The sequence below is a fragment of the Streptomyces avidinii genome (assembly GCF_014650695.1).
GTDB classification, from domain to species: domain Bacteria; phylum Actinomycetota; class Actinomycetes; order Streptomycetales; family Streptomycetaceae; genus Streptomyces; species Streptomyces avidinii.
Genome location: NZ_BMVL01000006.1, coordinates 419,511 through 432,365, shown reverse-complemented (window position 1 = coordinate 432,365; position 12,855 = coordinate 419,511). Strand labels below are relative to the sequence as shown.

Here is a 12,855-nt window from a genome sequence, read left to right as displayed (position 1 = left end):
GCCGTGTGGTTGGTGATCCGTACCCTGCGTACGTCCATACGGGCGGGGTCGGCGTGTACCTGCCGGTCGGGCTCCGCCCGTCGCCGTAGGTTCCGTAGCGAAATGTGCCCGGGAGCGAGCGGGTGCGGGACGCAGTGTGCGGGAGCGGGTGGCGGAGATGGCCGAGAAGCAGACCGTGACGGTGTTCGGCGCGACCGGGCAGCAGGGCGGGTCGGTCGCACGGGCGCTCCTCGAGGACCCGGACAGCGGCTTCTCGGTGCGCGCGGTCACACGCGATCCGGACTCGGACCGGGCCCGGGAGCTGGAGCGGCTCGGGGCCGAGATGGTCCGGGCCGACATGGACGACGAGGCGAGCCTGGCTCCGGCCTTCGAAGGGGCCTATGCGGCCTACCTGGTGACCAACTTCTGGGAGGACATGGACGCCGCGCACGAGCAGGCCCAGGCGGCGGCACTGGCCCAGGCGGCCGGGCACGCGGGGGTCCAGCACGCCATCTGGTCCACCCTTGAGGACACCCGCGACTGCATCCCGCTCGACGACGACCGGATGCCCACGCTGCAGGGCTCGTACAAGGTCCCGCACTTCGACGGCAAGGCGGAGGCCGACCACTACTTCATGGACGCCGGCGTACCGACCACCTTCCTGCGCACCACCTTCTACTGGGAGAACCTGTTCGGCGTGTTCGCCCCGCAGCGCGCCGAGGACGGCGCGTACGAGCTGATCTTCCCCATGGGCGAGCACCGGCTGTCAGGCATCGGGGTGGAGGACATCGGCAGGACCGCGGCCGCCATCTTCAAGCGCGGCACCGATCTCATCGCAGCGACCGTCAGCATCGCGGGCGAACACCTGCCCGTCGCCGACATGGCCGCCGCGCTCGCCGAGTCGCTCGGCCGGCCCGTGCGCTACCGACCGCTGACCCCGGACGCCTACCGCGACCTCGGATTCCCCGGCGCCGACGAGGTCAGCAACATGTTCCAGTTCTACGCCGACTGCGAGACCCGCTTCACCGGCGCCCGCGACCTGGATGCCGTCCGCGCCCTCAACCCGGCCCTCCAGGATTTCGCGACCTGGCTGGCCGGACACCGGGACAGGTTCGACTGGAGCTGACCCGTGATCAGTCGCCGTGGCCCGGCACGTCGCCCTGGCCGTGGGCGAGGATCGGCAGCAAAGCCTCGGCCGCGTCGCACACGGTGCACGCTGTCGTGCCGGGCCGCGCGAGCGCGTCGAGCGCGGTCGCCCGGCTGCCCCCGGTCCCGCCGGCCACGAGAAGTCGGCCGTCGGCCAGTTGGGCGTGACCGCAGCAGAACAGGTCGGCCGGGGGCTGTCCCGCGGCGACCTCAGGGGAGGGTATGCGCTCGATCGCCCCGGTCGTGCAGTCGTAGACACGGGTGCTGTCGATCTGGGCGAGGTCGGTCCTGCCGAGGAAATGCCGGCCCGGGTCGTGCTCGTCTCCCCTGAAGAACACGATCCGGCCGGGTCGGACGAGTCCGGCGTGAACGGCGAGCTTGGCGGTTTCGGGCGTGGTGGGGTGCCAGCGCAAGAGCGCCTGGTCCAGGGGGAGGCGGCGGCGCGTCTCGATGCTCTCCAGTGTCAGAGCACCGCCGGTCGGGAAGACGAGGATGATGTAGCTGATGTTGGAGAAGTCCTGGCCGCCGGGGCCGGCGAAGTCGTCGAAGCGGAAGTCGATCCGGCCGGCCCGCAGTTGGTGCCTGCTGAGGTCCACCCGTTGGGCGTGATGACGACGGCGTTGAAGTTCACCGCCGCCGTGTCCAGCGTGGAGATCACGGTGGTGAGCCGGTCGGCCCCACCTTCGCGCAGATCGAGGCCGAGGTGGTGGGCGGTGCCGTCGGGACGGATGCCGTAGCAGACCTCCAGGCGTAGGTACTGCTCGGGGCCGAGGCTGAGGGCCAGCCCATCGGGGCCGCGCACGTGCACCTCGGCGACCGTGCCGTGCGGCGACCACGCATTGACCGTCCGTGTTGGCGCGGGCCGCGTCTTCGGCGCGTACGGAGTCTGTGGCCTGCCTCAAGGGCAGGGTTCCGGCAGCACCGGGGTGGGCGCAGTACCGGGTCCTGGTCCTGGGGCCGGGCGAGTCCGGCGGAGTGTCACCGGACGCGGCGTTATCAGCGGAACCGGCAGCACCGCCACGGTGACCTCCGACCTCGGCAACGACAAGGCCACCGGAACCGGCGGAACAGCCGGCCCCGGCAGCGCCCAGATCGACGTCAACGCTCGCAAGCCCGGCATCAATGGCAACCCCGGAGCCGCCCACTGAGCCCGGCCAACGCGGGCAGGGCCCGGCCCGCAGCCGAGTGGCCCCCAAGCACCAGTGGGGACTGGCGGGGACCAGACGGAGCGCCGCTCAACGGTGATCGCTCCAAGGAGTCCGAGACAGGCGACTCGGTTCGCTCTCCGGCCCTCGGCGACCATCCGCTCTGCGAGCGGCCCGGCCCGGCCCCCGACCGGGAAACCGGCCCGCTCGCGTCCCGCGTCAGCCGGTTCGCACCGCCGTGACCGTGAAGCGCTCTACATCGGAGATGTGCCCGCCGGTGGACGCGACGATGGTCAGGACCGGGTCACGGGCGCCGGTGAACGATACGGTCGCATTCCAGGGTTGCGCGCTTCCGCCGGCCGGAATGCAGCAGGAGGTGCCGATCGGGGCCGTGGACGAGGGCTGGCGCACGTCCATGCGGATGCTCTCGTCCACACCGCTGATCCGGCCGCCGGTCCGCACCGGGGAGCGCACGACCGATCCGTAAGCGGGCGTGGTCAGCGAAAACGTCGTGTCGTCGGTGCCCACGACCTCCCACGGGGCGTCCGGGTCGGCGCCGTACCGTACGAGGTGGATGACCGCGACCGTGCTCCTGTAACCCTCGGTGCCCGGGGGCAGGCTCAGGCCCACGCCGATCCGGGCCTCGCGGCCAGTGACGGTGCGCGAGGAGACTCGGCCGACATCCTTGAAGCCGAGGTAGCCCTGGGTGAAGGAGAGAGCGGTCTGCTCCGGGTCGAGATGCCAGGGCTGGTGGCCCCCGGAGCGGAATTCCCTTTGCCATGCCTGGGCTTGGGCGAGCGTGGGGAACGGCCACACGGGCTGCAGGAGCGCCGAGCCGAGGGGCGGCATGCCGCCGTCGGGCCCGAAGGTAGTCGGTGCGGGCGTACCGGGGGTGGTACCGGGCGTGCTGGGTGCGGTCGGAGCCGGGGAGAGCGCCGAGGACGTGCCCGGCACGACGGACGGGGATTCCTGCGGGGGCGATTGCCCGCTGGAGCCACCGCAGGCGGTCAGCGCACCCAACGCGGCTGTCACGAAGAAGTGGGTGAGTCGGGCGAGTGGGAGCCGAATGTTCATGTTGACCCCAGGAAATCGGTACCGAGCGTCGGCACCGTCTGGGCTCATGGTGCCACCGCTGGAGGTTGGCGGCGAGAGGGCCAGGAACCGGAAAAGTTCCGGCGCCGCCGAGGCGTGGGACAGCTCCCATCCACGCGCAGCATCGCGGACATGCGCCTGCTGTTCGGCTGGCTACCGGTCGACGACCGGGCCTGGGAGGTGCAGCCGCCTGGGCGGAGGAGCTGGCCAGCCAGGGCTACCTGGTCGCCGCCCTCGACCACCCGTACGACTCCGCCGTCGTCGTCCTCGCAGACGGCCGCACGATCCGCGCCACGACCGCCTCCAGCGGGGACCGGGACCGGGGACGAGGATCCCCGGCACTGCGGCACGCGTTGAAGAACACCAGCGGATGGTGCGGGCGCAGGCTGCGCAGCTGGATGGCGGCGGCCCGGTCGATCGGGTCGTCGAGCTGGAGGACGTCCTCGTGGAGGCGGCCCCCGGGTGCCCCGCCCGCCGCCACTGCGCCAGCCAGCGCTCGACCGCCTCGGCCAACAGCCGTGCGCTGTGCCGGTGGGAGAGCCGCCAGTCGTAGGTGAAGTACCGGACCCCGTTGCCGAACTGCTTCCCCAGACGCCTGTGGAGCTGGTCGTACGGGCTTGGAAGTAGCCCGAAGGCAGGCCATGGGGCCACCATGAGTCGGCCGGGCCGGATACCGTCCCCGGGCGCGCCGTCACCCAGCCCGGACGGCAGTGCGGGCAGTCCTCGCTTCCGTAAGAATGCCAGGGCCGCCCAGTTCCGTAACCCCCACACCGCCCGCCCCGATGCGTCGACCAGCTCGCTGCCGAATATTCCGGGGACGAACACCACGAGATCGTCCGTCATGGCCCGCACTATTCCACGCTCCTGGCTGCCCGGGGCACGGAACGGCGGCGATGGTCCGGCGGAACCGCAGAAGTCCGGTCCGGTCGCGATCCGGGGCTTTGTAGGACCGCGTTGGGGACGTGCTGACGGTGCTGGTGTGTTGATCACAGAGGAGAAGACGACCGCAGCGCCGCTGCTCCTCGTGGCAGCCCCGGCGGGCAAGGGTCGTCGGATCCGAGGGCCCGGCTGCTGGACGGCGCTCGGTGGGAGGCGGTGCGCGAGGACGTGCTGGCCGGCCTGAGCCTGACCGAGCCCATCGAGCAGCACCTGGACGGCCTGACCTGCGGCCTGGACGCGGCATGGCGCCAGATGGAGGCCCGGCGGGAGGAGGCGGGGTCGGCGGCGAAGGTGGAGATCGTGGTGCCGCCGGGACGGCTCGCCGGACCCCTGCCCGGAATGCACGACCCGAGCGGACCGGGCCGGCTGCGGTTCGCGTTCGTCGCCGCGATGGCAGAGACCGAGCGGGAGAACATCCGCGAGTCCACCCTCGAAGAACTCGACACCGCCGCCCGCAAGGGGCAAGCACGGCGACCGCCCGCCCGTCATCACCGACGACATGCTCCACACTGTGATCCGCCGCCGCACCGCTGGCGAGGTCTCCCCCGGCCGAGGGAGGGCGTCCCGGTCAACTCGATCCTCCATGGCGGATGCGCACCCCAGGCGCGGTGACGTACGCCCGGTGCGTGTAGTGCGGAGCCCTCGGTGAACTCGTCCTCGAGGGCGGGCGGCAGGACCTGGCGATGGCTCGGGCCTGGGGGATCACGTCGGTGAGATGCACCCGGGCGTGAATGTCCCTGAGGTACCGGACACGGTTCCCCGAGGGGCGTGGTCTCTCGGAACCACTCATTTATGAGAAGGACCGAGGTTCTCGGTGTCGGCAATGGTGGCCCATCGGCGTGTGAGACGGCGGCATGCGTGGACGAGTTCGGGTGGGTGGAGGTCGGTGAGTTCGGTGTCGAAGGTGGCGAGGATGCCGGCGATGCCGGCCCAGGACCAGGCGCCGAGAGTGAGCCGACAGTAGTCGGCGTCGAGGTGTTCCACGACGGACCCGCCCGGTGCCCAGCGGGCCACGATGTGAGCGGGCAGGTTGAGCCGGGCGGTGCCGTTGCATTGCCAGACGGCGGGGGTGTCGCCGCGGTCATGGGTGCTCATCACGAAGTGGGCGAGGTCGGGGTGGGGAAGCGCGCGGGCGGCGAAGCACTGCGTGGTGGGGCGGGGGTGCAGTCGATCGACGCGGCGCACTCGCCATTCATTGTCGGTGAGGTCGTAGGCGACCAGATACCACCGGGCGGCCCAGAAGACCAGGTGGTGTGGCTCAATGCGGTGGGCGGGCAGGTAGTCGGGGTCACTGGGTTCGGGGCGTGTGCCGTCGGGACGCAGTGTCTCGGTGACGAGTAGGTGGCGGTGGCGTACCGCGGTTCCGACGGCGGTGAGGGCGGCCGGGTCGATGGGGGGCGCGGGGAACTCCCAATAGTTCTGCAGCCGAGTCAGGCGCAGGGATTCCATGGATGCCCGCAGCGCAGGGGGCATGACCTGGTGCAGAGCCGCCAGTGCCCGCGCCGCGTCGTCCCTCAGGCCGAACATCGTGCTTGGCGCGGTCTGCAGGGCCACCGCGACCGCGAGGGCCTGGTCGTGGTCGAACAGCAACGGCGGCAGGGTTCGCCCGGCTCCGAGCCGGTAGCCGCCGTCGGGGCCGTGGACGGTAGCGATCGGGTAGTCGAGCGCGCGCAAGGTTTCGATGTCGCGGCGGGCAGTGCGTTCGCTGGTCCCGAGCCGGGTGGCGAGCTCGCGCAGCGACCACAGCCGTCCTGATCCGAGCAGAGACAACAGCCGCAACGCCCGGTGTGAGGTGTTCGCCATCGTCCCATCATGACCGGTAGTGGCCACTCGGTGTCCACTACCGGTGTCAGGGTGGGCTCTGTTCAGTGAGCGGCGGCGGAAAGGGCGGTGTCGGGTATGCGGGTAGTCGTGGTGGGTGGCGGGATCGGCGGGCTTGCACTGGGGGCGGGGCTGCGTCGCCGGGGGTTTGAGGTGGCGGTATTCGACCGGGACACCGATGTGGCGGCGACGGGCGGCTACCACATCACCCTGGATGAGCGGGCGCAGTTGGCGTTAAAAGATCTGGTGGAACCGAAGATCATGCAGCGGCTGCTGGCATCGGGTTCGGCGCTGCGACTGCGCGAGCGCGACGCGTTCTGGGATCGCCGCGGCCGGCTGCTGGGCCACGGGCCGGACCTCAGCGACAGTGCAAGTATCGACGTCGACCGGATCACCCTGCGGATGCTGCTGGCCGAAGCCGCCGGAGATGACCTGCACTTGGGATGCAACGTGTCCGGCGTCGGCCACGATGACCACGGCGCGCCCCGAGTGCTGTTCACCGACGGGGCGCCGGTCTCAGCGGATCTGGTGGTGGGCGCGGACGGCACCCACTCGGTAGTCGCCCACCACCTTGCAGGAGGCCCGACCAACAACCCGGCGGGCATCATCGGATTCTCCGGCCGCACCCTCCGGCGAGACCTCGGCCCGGGCGAGCATCAGCGACTTGGACCACGATCGGGGCTGGCGATCGGCCCGCGCGGAGGAGCGCTCTACATCGGCTTCCTTGACCCGGTCGGCAACACCGCGCTCGACGCTCCCGAGTTGCGGATGTCGGTCACCACCGGACCCACCTACATCTGGGGCGCCATGTTCCCCGAATCCACCAGCACCGATTCCCTGCGCGACCTGCATGGCGGCGAACTGAAGGCCGCGCTGCTCGGCCGATTCCTCGAGCGGGGCTGGGCCGAGCACACACTCGAGGTCATCGCCCGAGCCGACCCGCACAGCGTGGCCGGATTCCGCTTCAACGCCGCTTCCACCCGCGCGGAGGATCTCGCGCCGTGGCGTGCGGGTCGTATCACCGCGCTGGGCGACGCTGTCCACGCCACACCGCCCACCGCCGGAATGGGAGCGGGCGCGGCCATCCGCGACGCCGCCAGCCTGCTCACGCACGTCAGCGCCGCCGCCGACGGCACCGCCACCCTCACCGACGCCGTGGACCATTTCGAGGCCGGCATGCGCCGGCGCGGCAGCGAAGTCCTCACCCTGGCCATGAAGACCGTCCGATGGATCCTGGCCACCGACACCACACTCGGCGCCGCAGCCACCGTCGTGAGCACCCCGATTCTGGCCGCAGCCGCCCGGCTACGTCACTGACGAGGGCGCGACGCCCACGCCCTGCAACCGCGACGCCCATGCCCTGCAACAAGGGGTCGCGCACGCGCACGAGCACGGGCCCTTGTACGAGGCGGACGTGGACCTCGCGGGGCCGCTCGCGGAATGGGCCGCGCACCTGTCCAGCGTCCGCGATGCCATCGTGTCGCTGCCTGAACGGCTGGCCGCGTGCGCGCCGCCGGAGTGCTGGAGCGGATCGCCGCCCGGGTGAGCCGGGAGACCGCCGGCGCCATCCCTGACGACGGTATGCCGGCCGAGGCGGTGGCCGCCGCACTCGGGACGATTCGCTCCAAGGCTCTGGTCCTGCTCCTCACCGCGCAGGACGGGTAACGCCACGCACAACAGCGGTCTTGTTGGCTTTTCGGTTTCGGCGGATCGGATCCCGGTCCGCGGGCTGGGCGATACCGTGGTGACACCACGCCAGATGACAGTGCAGGAGTCCCGGATGAGTCAGCAGCCGGCCACCGCGCACGTGCCCGAACGCCTGCCCCTCGACGAGCATGCCGCCGCGTCCGTCCTCGCGTACGCGGCCGAACAGCGGGCGAAGGTCGACGTCCTCGCCTCTGTTCTGGAGGACATCGCCGCCCGCGGCTACCCCGCCCCGGAGACCGGCGTCCTGTGGGAGACCGCCCGCGACGCCCACCTCGCCCGCCTCGTGGACGAGCAGCCCCGTGTCGCCTGAACCCGCCGGACGCCGCTCGCGCGTCGTCTGGTCGAGCCCGCACTCACCCAGCTCACCAAACTGACCGCGAACGAGACACACCGCCTTGACCGCGTGATCGTCGCCATCAGCGTCAACCCCCGACTGGGCACCGAAGTCCCCGGAACCCTGCTGCGCGACTACGCGGACGAGATCGACGAGGTACGCGTCATCTACTACGTGACCGCTCTGCGGACCATCACGATCGTGGCGTACATCGAAGCCTGAACACCGAACAGCAGCGCCCCGGATCCGCTCGGGTCCGGGACGCTGCTGTGTCGGCTGCACGTTGCGGCCGTCGGGTTGCTCTCCGCTCCGAAGCCACTGAACGAGAACAGCCACCTGGGCCGACAAAACCGCAGCTCACCGCGCCTACTCATCACGCGCCATCCGGGCGCTGGAAGGGCCCTCGGGCCTCGGTTGCAGGCAAGGCCGTAACGGCCCGCCCAGCTCTTCAAGGGCTTCATGCATGCCTGATCAGAGGCACTCGTGAACAGCCCTGTCAGAACCGCCTGGCAAGATCACACGTATGACCAGCCACACCGGAACTCCCGTCCCGATCCCAGCCAATCACCGCATCTCCGAGACGTACGCTGACTGGGCACGTACTCAGGGGCCGGGCGTCGCAACCGACGCCCGCGACACGCTGGAACGGGCGGGCAGCAGCCGGCACCGTGCCTGGGAGAAGCCCGGACGGTTCGTGGACGACGCGGAGCGCCTGGCCCGGGGCCTGCCGACCGCCCACCTGCCCTGGTTCTGGGACACCATCGGTCATTGGATGCTGGAGACGCATCGCCGCTCCGCCGCCCGCGCCTACGCGCAGGCGCGCGCGGCCGAGCGCACCCACGCTATGCCGGTCGATCCCGACTGGCGGCGGGCGAATCAGCTGCTGTTCGCCCGGTTCGGCGCCCTGCCCGCCAGTGAACTCAGCGGTGCGGCGACCTGGTTGGCCGGTGTCCTCGACCCGGTCGACGCGCACCACGAGTTCGTCCGCCTGCTGAGCGCCTGGGCGGCGTCACCCGGCGAGCTTCCCGCCGATCTGGCCCGCCGGGTCCGGGACTCGGCCCGTGCGGCCGGGCTCGGCAGCGAGGAGGAGGCACGGGTGCTGGGCGGGGTACTGGCCGCAGCCTGCGGCAAGGCCATACCCGACCGGCTGCTCGACGCGGCAGCCGGCCCGCTCCGCGACCACCCGCCCGCCGACGAGCAGGCCACCGCCCTCCTCGACCTGTTTCCCGAGTCGAAGAACGACGCGGCTGCCTGGCTGCGACTGCTCATCGCGTGCGGTGCCGCCGACGCGGCCGCGGCCGGGCGGATCGCCCCGGAGGGCGGCCTGGGCGACTGGCTGCGCCGGTACGCCGCCGCATACTCGCACCGCACGGTCGGCGGCGGTGGGGTGACCCGCCAGCCCATGCCCGCAGAACTCTTCGACCTGGTGGGCCGGTTCGCTCCGCTGCTGCGCGCGCACGGCACCCCGGTCCGGCTGCACGAGGACCGCTACCGCTGGCCGCATCTGGATGCCGACCTCCTCGACCTCTGCCTCGCCGAGGGCATCCCCGTCCACGACCCCGGTGCTGCGATCAGCCTGGAGTTCTGGGGTGAGCACTCCCAGCGCGACCTCAAGGCACTCGCCACCGACGCGGTGTTCGGCCCCCGGCTGGAAGGCACCGTGCACGCCGGGCTCCGCACCCGTGGCGGCACTGCGATCAGCGGCACTGCCATCAGCCGGCTCCCGCACAATCCGGGCATCACGGCCGAGGTCCACGCCCGCGTCGAGAAGCTGCTCGACGCCCTGCGCGGCGGGGGACTCGCCGCCGCCGACGAGGCCGTCGACGAGCTGCAAGGTCTCCTCGACCGGCCCACCGCCATCGCCCTGGACGGCATCGAGAAGGCCCTCGACGCACTCGACCTCACCGGCCCGCTGGCCCGCGCCCTGCGGGCCGGGCTCCCCGAGGAGCTGGGCTGGCCCGCACTGGACCAGGCCCTCGCCGCGTTCCGGCCCGGCGAAACCGTGCACGTCACCTGCACCTGGCCGGTGCTCACCGTGTACGGCGAGACCCGCGCCCTCGCCGTCGACCACGCCGGGCTGCGCGCAGAGCACACCCTGGAACTGCCCGACGGCGCACTCGGCCACACCGTGCACTGGGTCGGTGGCCAGTTCCTCGTCGCCTGGAACGAGCAGCACCAGGAGAACCCCGGTGCCACCGCCTACTGGTCCGACCACCCCGGCGAGAGGTTCGCACCGGAGCAGACGTACGGGCTGCGCCCCTACGGCGGCAGCATCCAGGGTGGCCTCGGCTACCAGTTCGAAACCCCGGACGGGGGCGGCCGGTTCGACGGCGAGCGCGTCCTGCGAGCCGGCGGACGTGAGGGCATCGGCCACCGCGACTACCAGATGACCGACGGCCACACCTTCTGGACCACCTCGGTGTTCAGCGAGGACCAAGGCGGCTGGGCCCGCATCGACCCGGCCACCGGCGTTCCCACCGCCGACCGCACTCTGCCCGCCTTCCACGACCCCGACCGGTCCCCGCCCGGCACGAAGCCCTTCCCCGACCACCGGATCCTCGCCGCACTGCCTCCCGGCGCCCCGCCCTCCCCGCTCGGCCAGGACGGCGCACTCACCGGCTGCCGGGTCGACTACCACACGCCGTACGCGGGTCCCTCGCCCCGCGAGTTCGTGCTGGAGTCCATCGACGGCCGTACCGCCTCCTACCGCAGCAACACCTGGGGCCGTCGCCCGTGGGGAATCCTTGCCCTGCCGCTCGGCGGTGAGGACGCCGTCCTGACCGGAGGGACCACCGTCCGCTGCCATGCCGCTGGCGACAACTCGTTGCTCTGGCAGGTCCAGGGCTTCCCCGGCAGCCGCCACAGGACCCGGAGCCGGGCCACCTTGGGCGAACTGGCCGGGCCGGTGCCGCCCCCTGCCTTCTGGCACTTCCTCACCCCGCGCGACGAGCCCTCGTCCCGTGTCCTGCGGACGGTCACGGACAGTGCGGTGCGCGAGCTGCTGCACCAGGGCATCGGGCGCGCTCTGCCGGGAGTGACCGACCCGCGGGTGCAGGAGGGCGTCGACCGCGCCGTCCGGCTCGCCGCCGACGTGCTGCGCCGCCGCCAGGAGCTGTCCCACCGGGTCGCCGTCATGCGGGCCGGTCCGGTCGTCGACCTGCCCGACCCGGCGCCGGACAACCGGCTCGTCCCGGCCCTCCACGGCCTGCTGCCCCAGTTCCGCGGCTACGAGGAACGGCAGCCGCAGCCGCAGCCCGCCCTGCTCACCTCGGTCGCCGCTGACGGCCGGTACCTGCGCGGTGAGATCGACGACGAGGTGCGGGTGCTCGCCCTGCCCGCGCCGCCCTCCGAGTGGGCGGTGCTGACCGGCCGGATCGATGCAGTGGCATGGCGGACCGTCGTCGCGGCCACCCCCGACGAGCAGCGACAGGCGCTCGCGGCACTGCTCGGCGTGTGGAGCCGGCAGCCGTTCGCGGAGGCCGACAGCTCCTGGCGGACCGGCCGGGCCCCGGAGCATGGGATCGCCGCACTGCGCGCGGACGGTTTCGCCGTGGCCTCCGGCCCGGACCGCAGCGGCCTCGCCCCCTTCCTCCAGCGATCAGCCGATCCGGTCCCCACCGATGCCGAGGAGTGCGCCACGCACACCATCGCCGCCGACGACGCCGCCCGGCTCCCCCGCCTGCTGGCCCTGCTCGCCGAACGGGGCCCGCTGCCAGTGCCCGAGGAGGCCGTGGACCTGTTCCGCTGGCGCACCGGGGTGCCGCGCCCGATCGCCGCCCTGGTCCTCGACGGATTTGCCGGCAGCGACGACTACGGTGCGCACCGCAAGCTGGTCCGCTCCAAGCCGTACAAGGCCGACCAGAACACCCTCTACGCGTACGACGAGTTCCAGCGGCGGCTCGGTCCGGACGGCCGACGCGCCGCGCTCGCCGCCGCTCTGCCCGGCGACCCGGCGGAGCTCTGGGCCCCCGGCGGGATGACCGCGGCCGCGGAACGCATGGCGGTGGCCTGGGTCCAGCTGCTCGGTGGCGCCCCGTACACCGACGACGGCAGCCATGCCGCTGCCCTCGCCGCGGACCACGGACTCCCGGAGATCTGGGCCACGGCCCTGCTCACCGGCCGCCTCGAGAACCCTCTGGAGGCCGACGGCATACAGGCCGCCGCCACCGCTGTCGCCTGGGCTCTCGCCGAGCGCCCGGTAGAAGACCCTGCGGCGCAGGGTGCCCGCCTCCTGCTCGGCGGGCTCACGCACCTGCCCGCCGATCTGCTCACCGCTCTGCGCAAGCTGGCGGACCGGTCCGCCACCACCCCCGTTCCGCCAGGCCAGTACGAGAGCAACCCGCTGTTCAGCGTCCCGGATCTGGTGGACGAGGTGGCGGCGGCTCTCGGTGTCAGCCGTGACGCGGCCGCCCTCCAGCTCCAGCTGCACGCTTTCGACCGCCCGGCCGACCGCACCGTCCGCCGCTGGAACTCCTGGTCCATTGATCACCACCGCGCCGTCCGCAAGGAGTTGACCGCCGCGAAGGCCCCGCGCCCCAAACCCGCCGCCCCGGCGGAAGCCCCCGCTGCGGTCCCGGCACCCGCGCACGAGCGGTTCACCCGCGCCTGGGAGGACAGGCGATGGTGCAACGCGCGCTGATTCGTCAGGGCCCATCGGAGGGTGGCCGCCAGGACGGGTACGGAACAAGTGGT

General features: G+C 72.1%; 11 protein-coding genes and 1 pseudogene. 9 read left to right on the top strand and 3 right to left on the bottom strand.

Annotated features, from left to right (window positions below; genetic code table 11):
* Nucleotides 1-157 precede the first annotated feature (157 nt).
* Nucleotides 158-1,105, top strand: a complete 948-nt coding sequence (locus IE257_RS18460; RefSeq protein WP_189969920.1) for an NmrA/HSCARG family protein — start codon at nt 158-160, stop codon at nt 1,103-1,105.
* Between the two features lie 7 nt (nt 1,106-1,112).
* On the opposite strand, the gene IE257_RS18455 is transcribed toward IE257_RS18460, so the two are convergent.
* Nucleotides 1,113-1,721 (bottom strand): hypothetical protein, encoded by a 609-nt coding sequence (locus IE257_RS18455; protein WP_189969918.1) that lies wholly within the window; start codon nt 1,719-1,721, stop codon nt 1,113-1,115.
* A 426-nt stretch (nt 1,722-2,147) separates the two neighbouring features.
* On the opposite strand from IE257_RS18455, the gene IE257_RS38955 reads away from it, so the two are divergent.
* Nucleotides 2,148-2,273 (top strand): hypothetical protein, encoded by a 126-nt coding sequence (locus tag IE257_RS38955; protein ID WP_268251413.1) that lies wholly within the window; start codon nt 2,148-2,150, stop codon nt 2,271-2,273.
* 216 nt (nt 2,274-2,489) lie between these two features.
* Here IE257_RS38955 and IE257_RS18450 read toward each other — a convergent pair whose 3' ends face one another.
* Nucleotides 2,490-3,344 carry a hypothetical protein gene (locus tag IE257_RS18450; protein WP_189969916.1) on the bottom strand — a complete coding sequence of 285 codons (855 nt, stop codon included), beginning with the start codon at nt 3,342-3,344 and terminating at the stop codon, nt 2,490-2,492.
* Between the two features lie 388 nt (nt 3,345-3,732).
* On the opposite strand from IE257_RS18450, the gene IE257_RS18445 reads away from it, so the two are divergent.
* Entirely contained in the window at nt 3,733-3,915 is a 183-nt protein-coding gene (locus tag IE257_RS18445) for a hypothetical protein (protein ID WP_189969914.1), read from the top strand.
* A gap of 497 nt (nt 3,916-4,412) precedes the next feature.
* A pseudogene (locus IE257_RS39470) lies at nt 4,413-4,607 on the top strand (hypothetical protein); the annotation flags it as partial.
* A 480-nt stretch (nt 4,608-5,087) separates the two neighbouring features.
* Here IE257_RS39470 and IE257_RS18435 read toward each other — a convergent pair.
* Nucleotides 5,088-6,104 carry a helix-turn-helix transcriptional regulator gene (locus tag IE257_RS18435; protein ID WP_189969912.1) on the bottom strand — a complete coding sequence of 339 codons (1,017 nt, stop codon included), beginning with the start codon at nt 6,102-6,104 and terminating at the stop codon, nt 5,088-5,090.
* 96 nt (nt 6,105-6,200) lie between these two features.
* Here IE257_RS18435 and IE257_RS18430 point away from each other — a divergent pair, with 96 nt between their 5' ends.
* The 5 genes from IE257_RS18430 (at nt 6,201) to IE257_RS18410 (ending at nt 12,802) form a co-directional block, all read left to right on the top strand.
* On the top strand, nt 6,201-7,439 hold the full coding sequence (locus IE257_RS18430; protein ID WP_189969910.1) for an FAD-dependent oxidoreductase: 1,239 nt from the start codon (nt 6,201-6,203) through the stop codon (nt 7,437-7,439).
* Between the two features lie 186 nt (nt 7,440-7,625).
* Complete coding sequence (locus IE257_RS18425; protein ID WP_189969908.1) at nt 7,626-7,787, top strand: hypothetical protein; 162 nt, start codon at nt 7,626-7,628, stop codon at nt 7,785-7,787.
* Between the two features lie 115 nt (nt 7,788-7,902).
* The gene (locus IE257_RS18420; protein WP_189969907.1) at nt 7,903-8,139 is read left to right on the top strand and encodes a hypothetical protein; all 237 of its coding nucleotides are present in this window, start codon (nt 7,903-7,905) and stop codon (nt 8,137-8,139) included.
* A gap of 93 nt (nt 8,140-8,232) precedes the next feature.
* Entirely contained in the window at nt 8,233-8,385 is a 153-nt protein-coding gene (locus tag IE257_RS38440) for a hypothetical protein (protein WP_229920478.1), read from the top strand.
* Between the two features lie 301 nt (nt 8,386-8,686).
* Nucleotides 8,687-12,802, top strand: a complete 4,116-nt coding sequence (locus IE257_RS18410) for a hypothetical protein (RefSeq protein ID WP_189969905.1) — start codon at nt 8,687-8,689, stop codon at nt 12,800-12,802.
* Nucleotides 12,803-12,855: the final 53 nt, after the last annotated feature.

Bases quoted from the DNA above. Each gene is read 5' to 3' on its own strand.
- IE257_RS18410 (WP_189969905.1), top strand. From the start codon at position 8,687: ATGACCAGCCACACCGGAACTCCCGTCCCGATCCCAGCCAATCACCGC.
- IE257_RS18450 (WP_189969916.1), bottom strand. From the start codon at position 3,344: ATGAACATTCGGCTCCCACTCGCCCGACTCACCCACTTCTTCGTGACA.
- IE257_RS18420 (WP_189969907.1), top strand. From the start codon at position 7,903: ATGAGTCAGCAGCCGGCCACCGCGCACGTGCCCGAACGCCTGCCCCTC.
- IE257_RS18435 (WP_189969912.1), bottom strand. From the start codon at position 6,104: ATGGCGAACACCTCACACCGGGCGTTGCGGCTGTTGTCTCTGCTCGGA.
- IE257_RS18445 (WP_189969914.1), top strand. From the start codon at position 3,733: ATGGTGCGGGCGCAGGCTGCGCAGCTGGATGGCGGCGGCCCGGTCGAT.
- IE257_RS18460 (WP_189969920.1), top strand. From the start codon at position 158: ATGGCCGAGAAGCAGACCGTGACGGTGTTCGGCGCGACCGGGCAGCAG.
- IE257_RS18430 (WP_189969910.1), top strand. From the start codon at position 6,201: ATGCGGGTAGTCGTGGTGGGTGGCGGGATCGGCGGGCTTGCACTGGGG.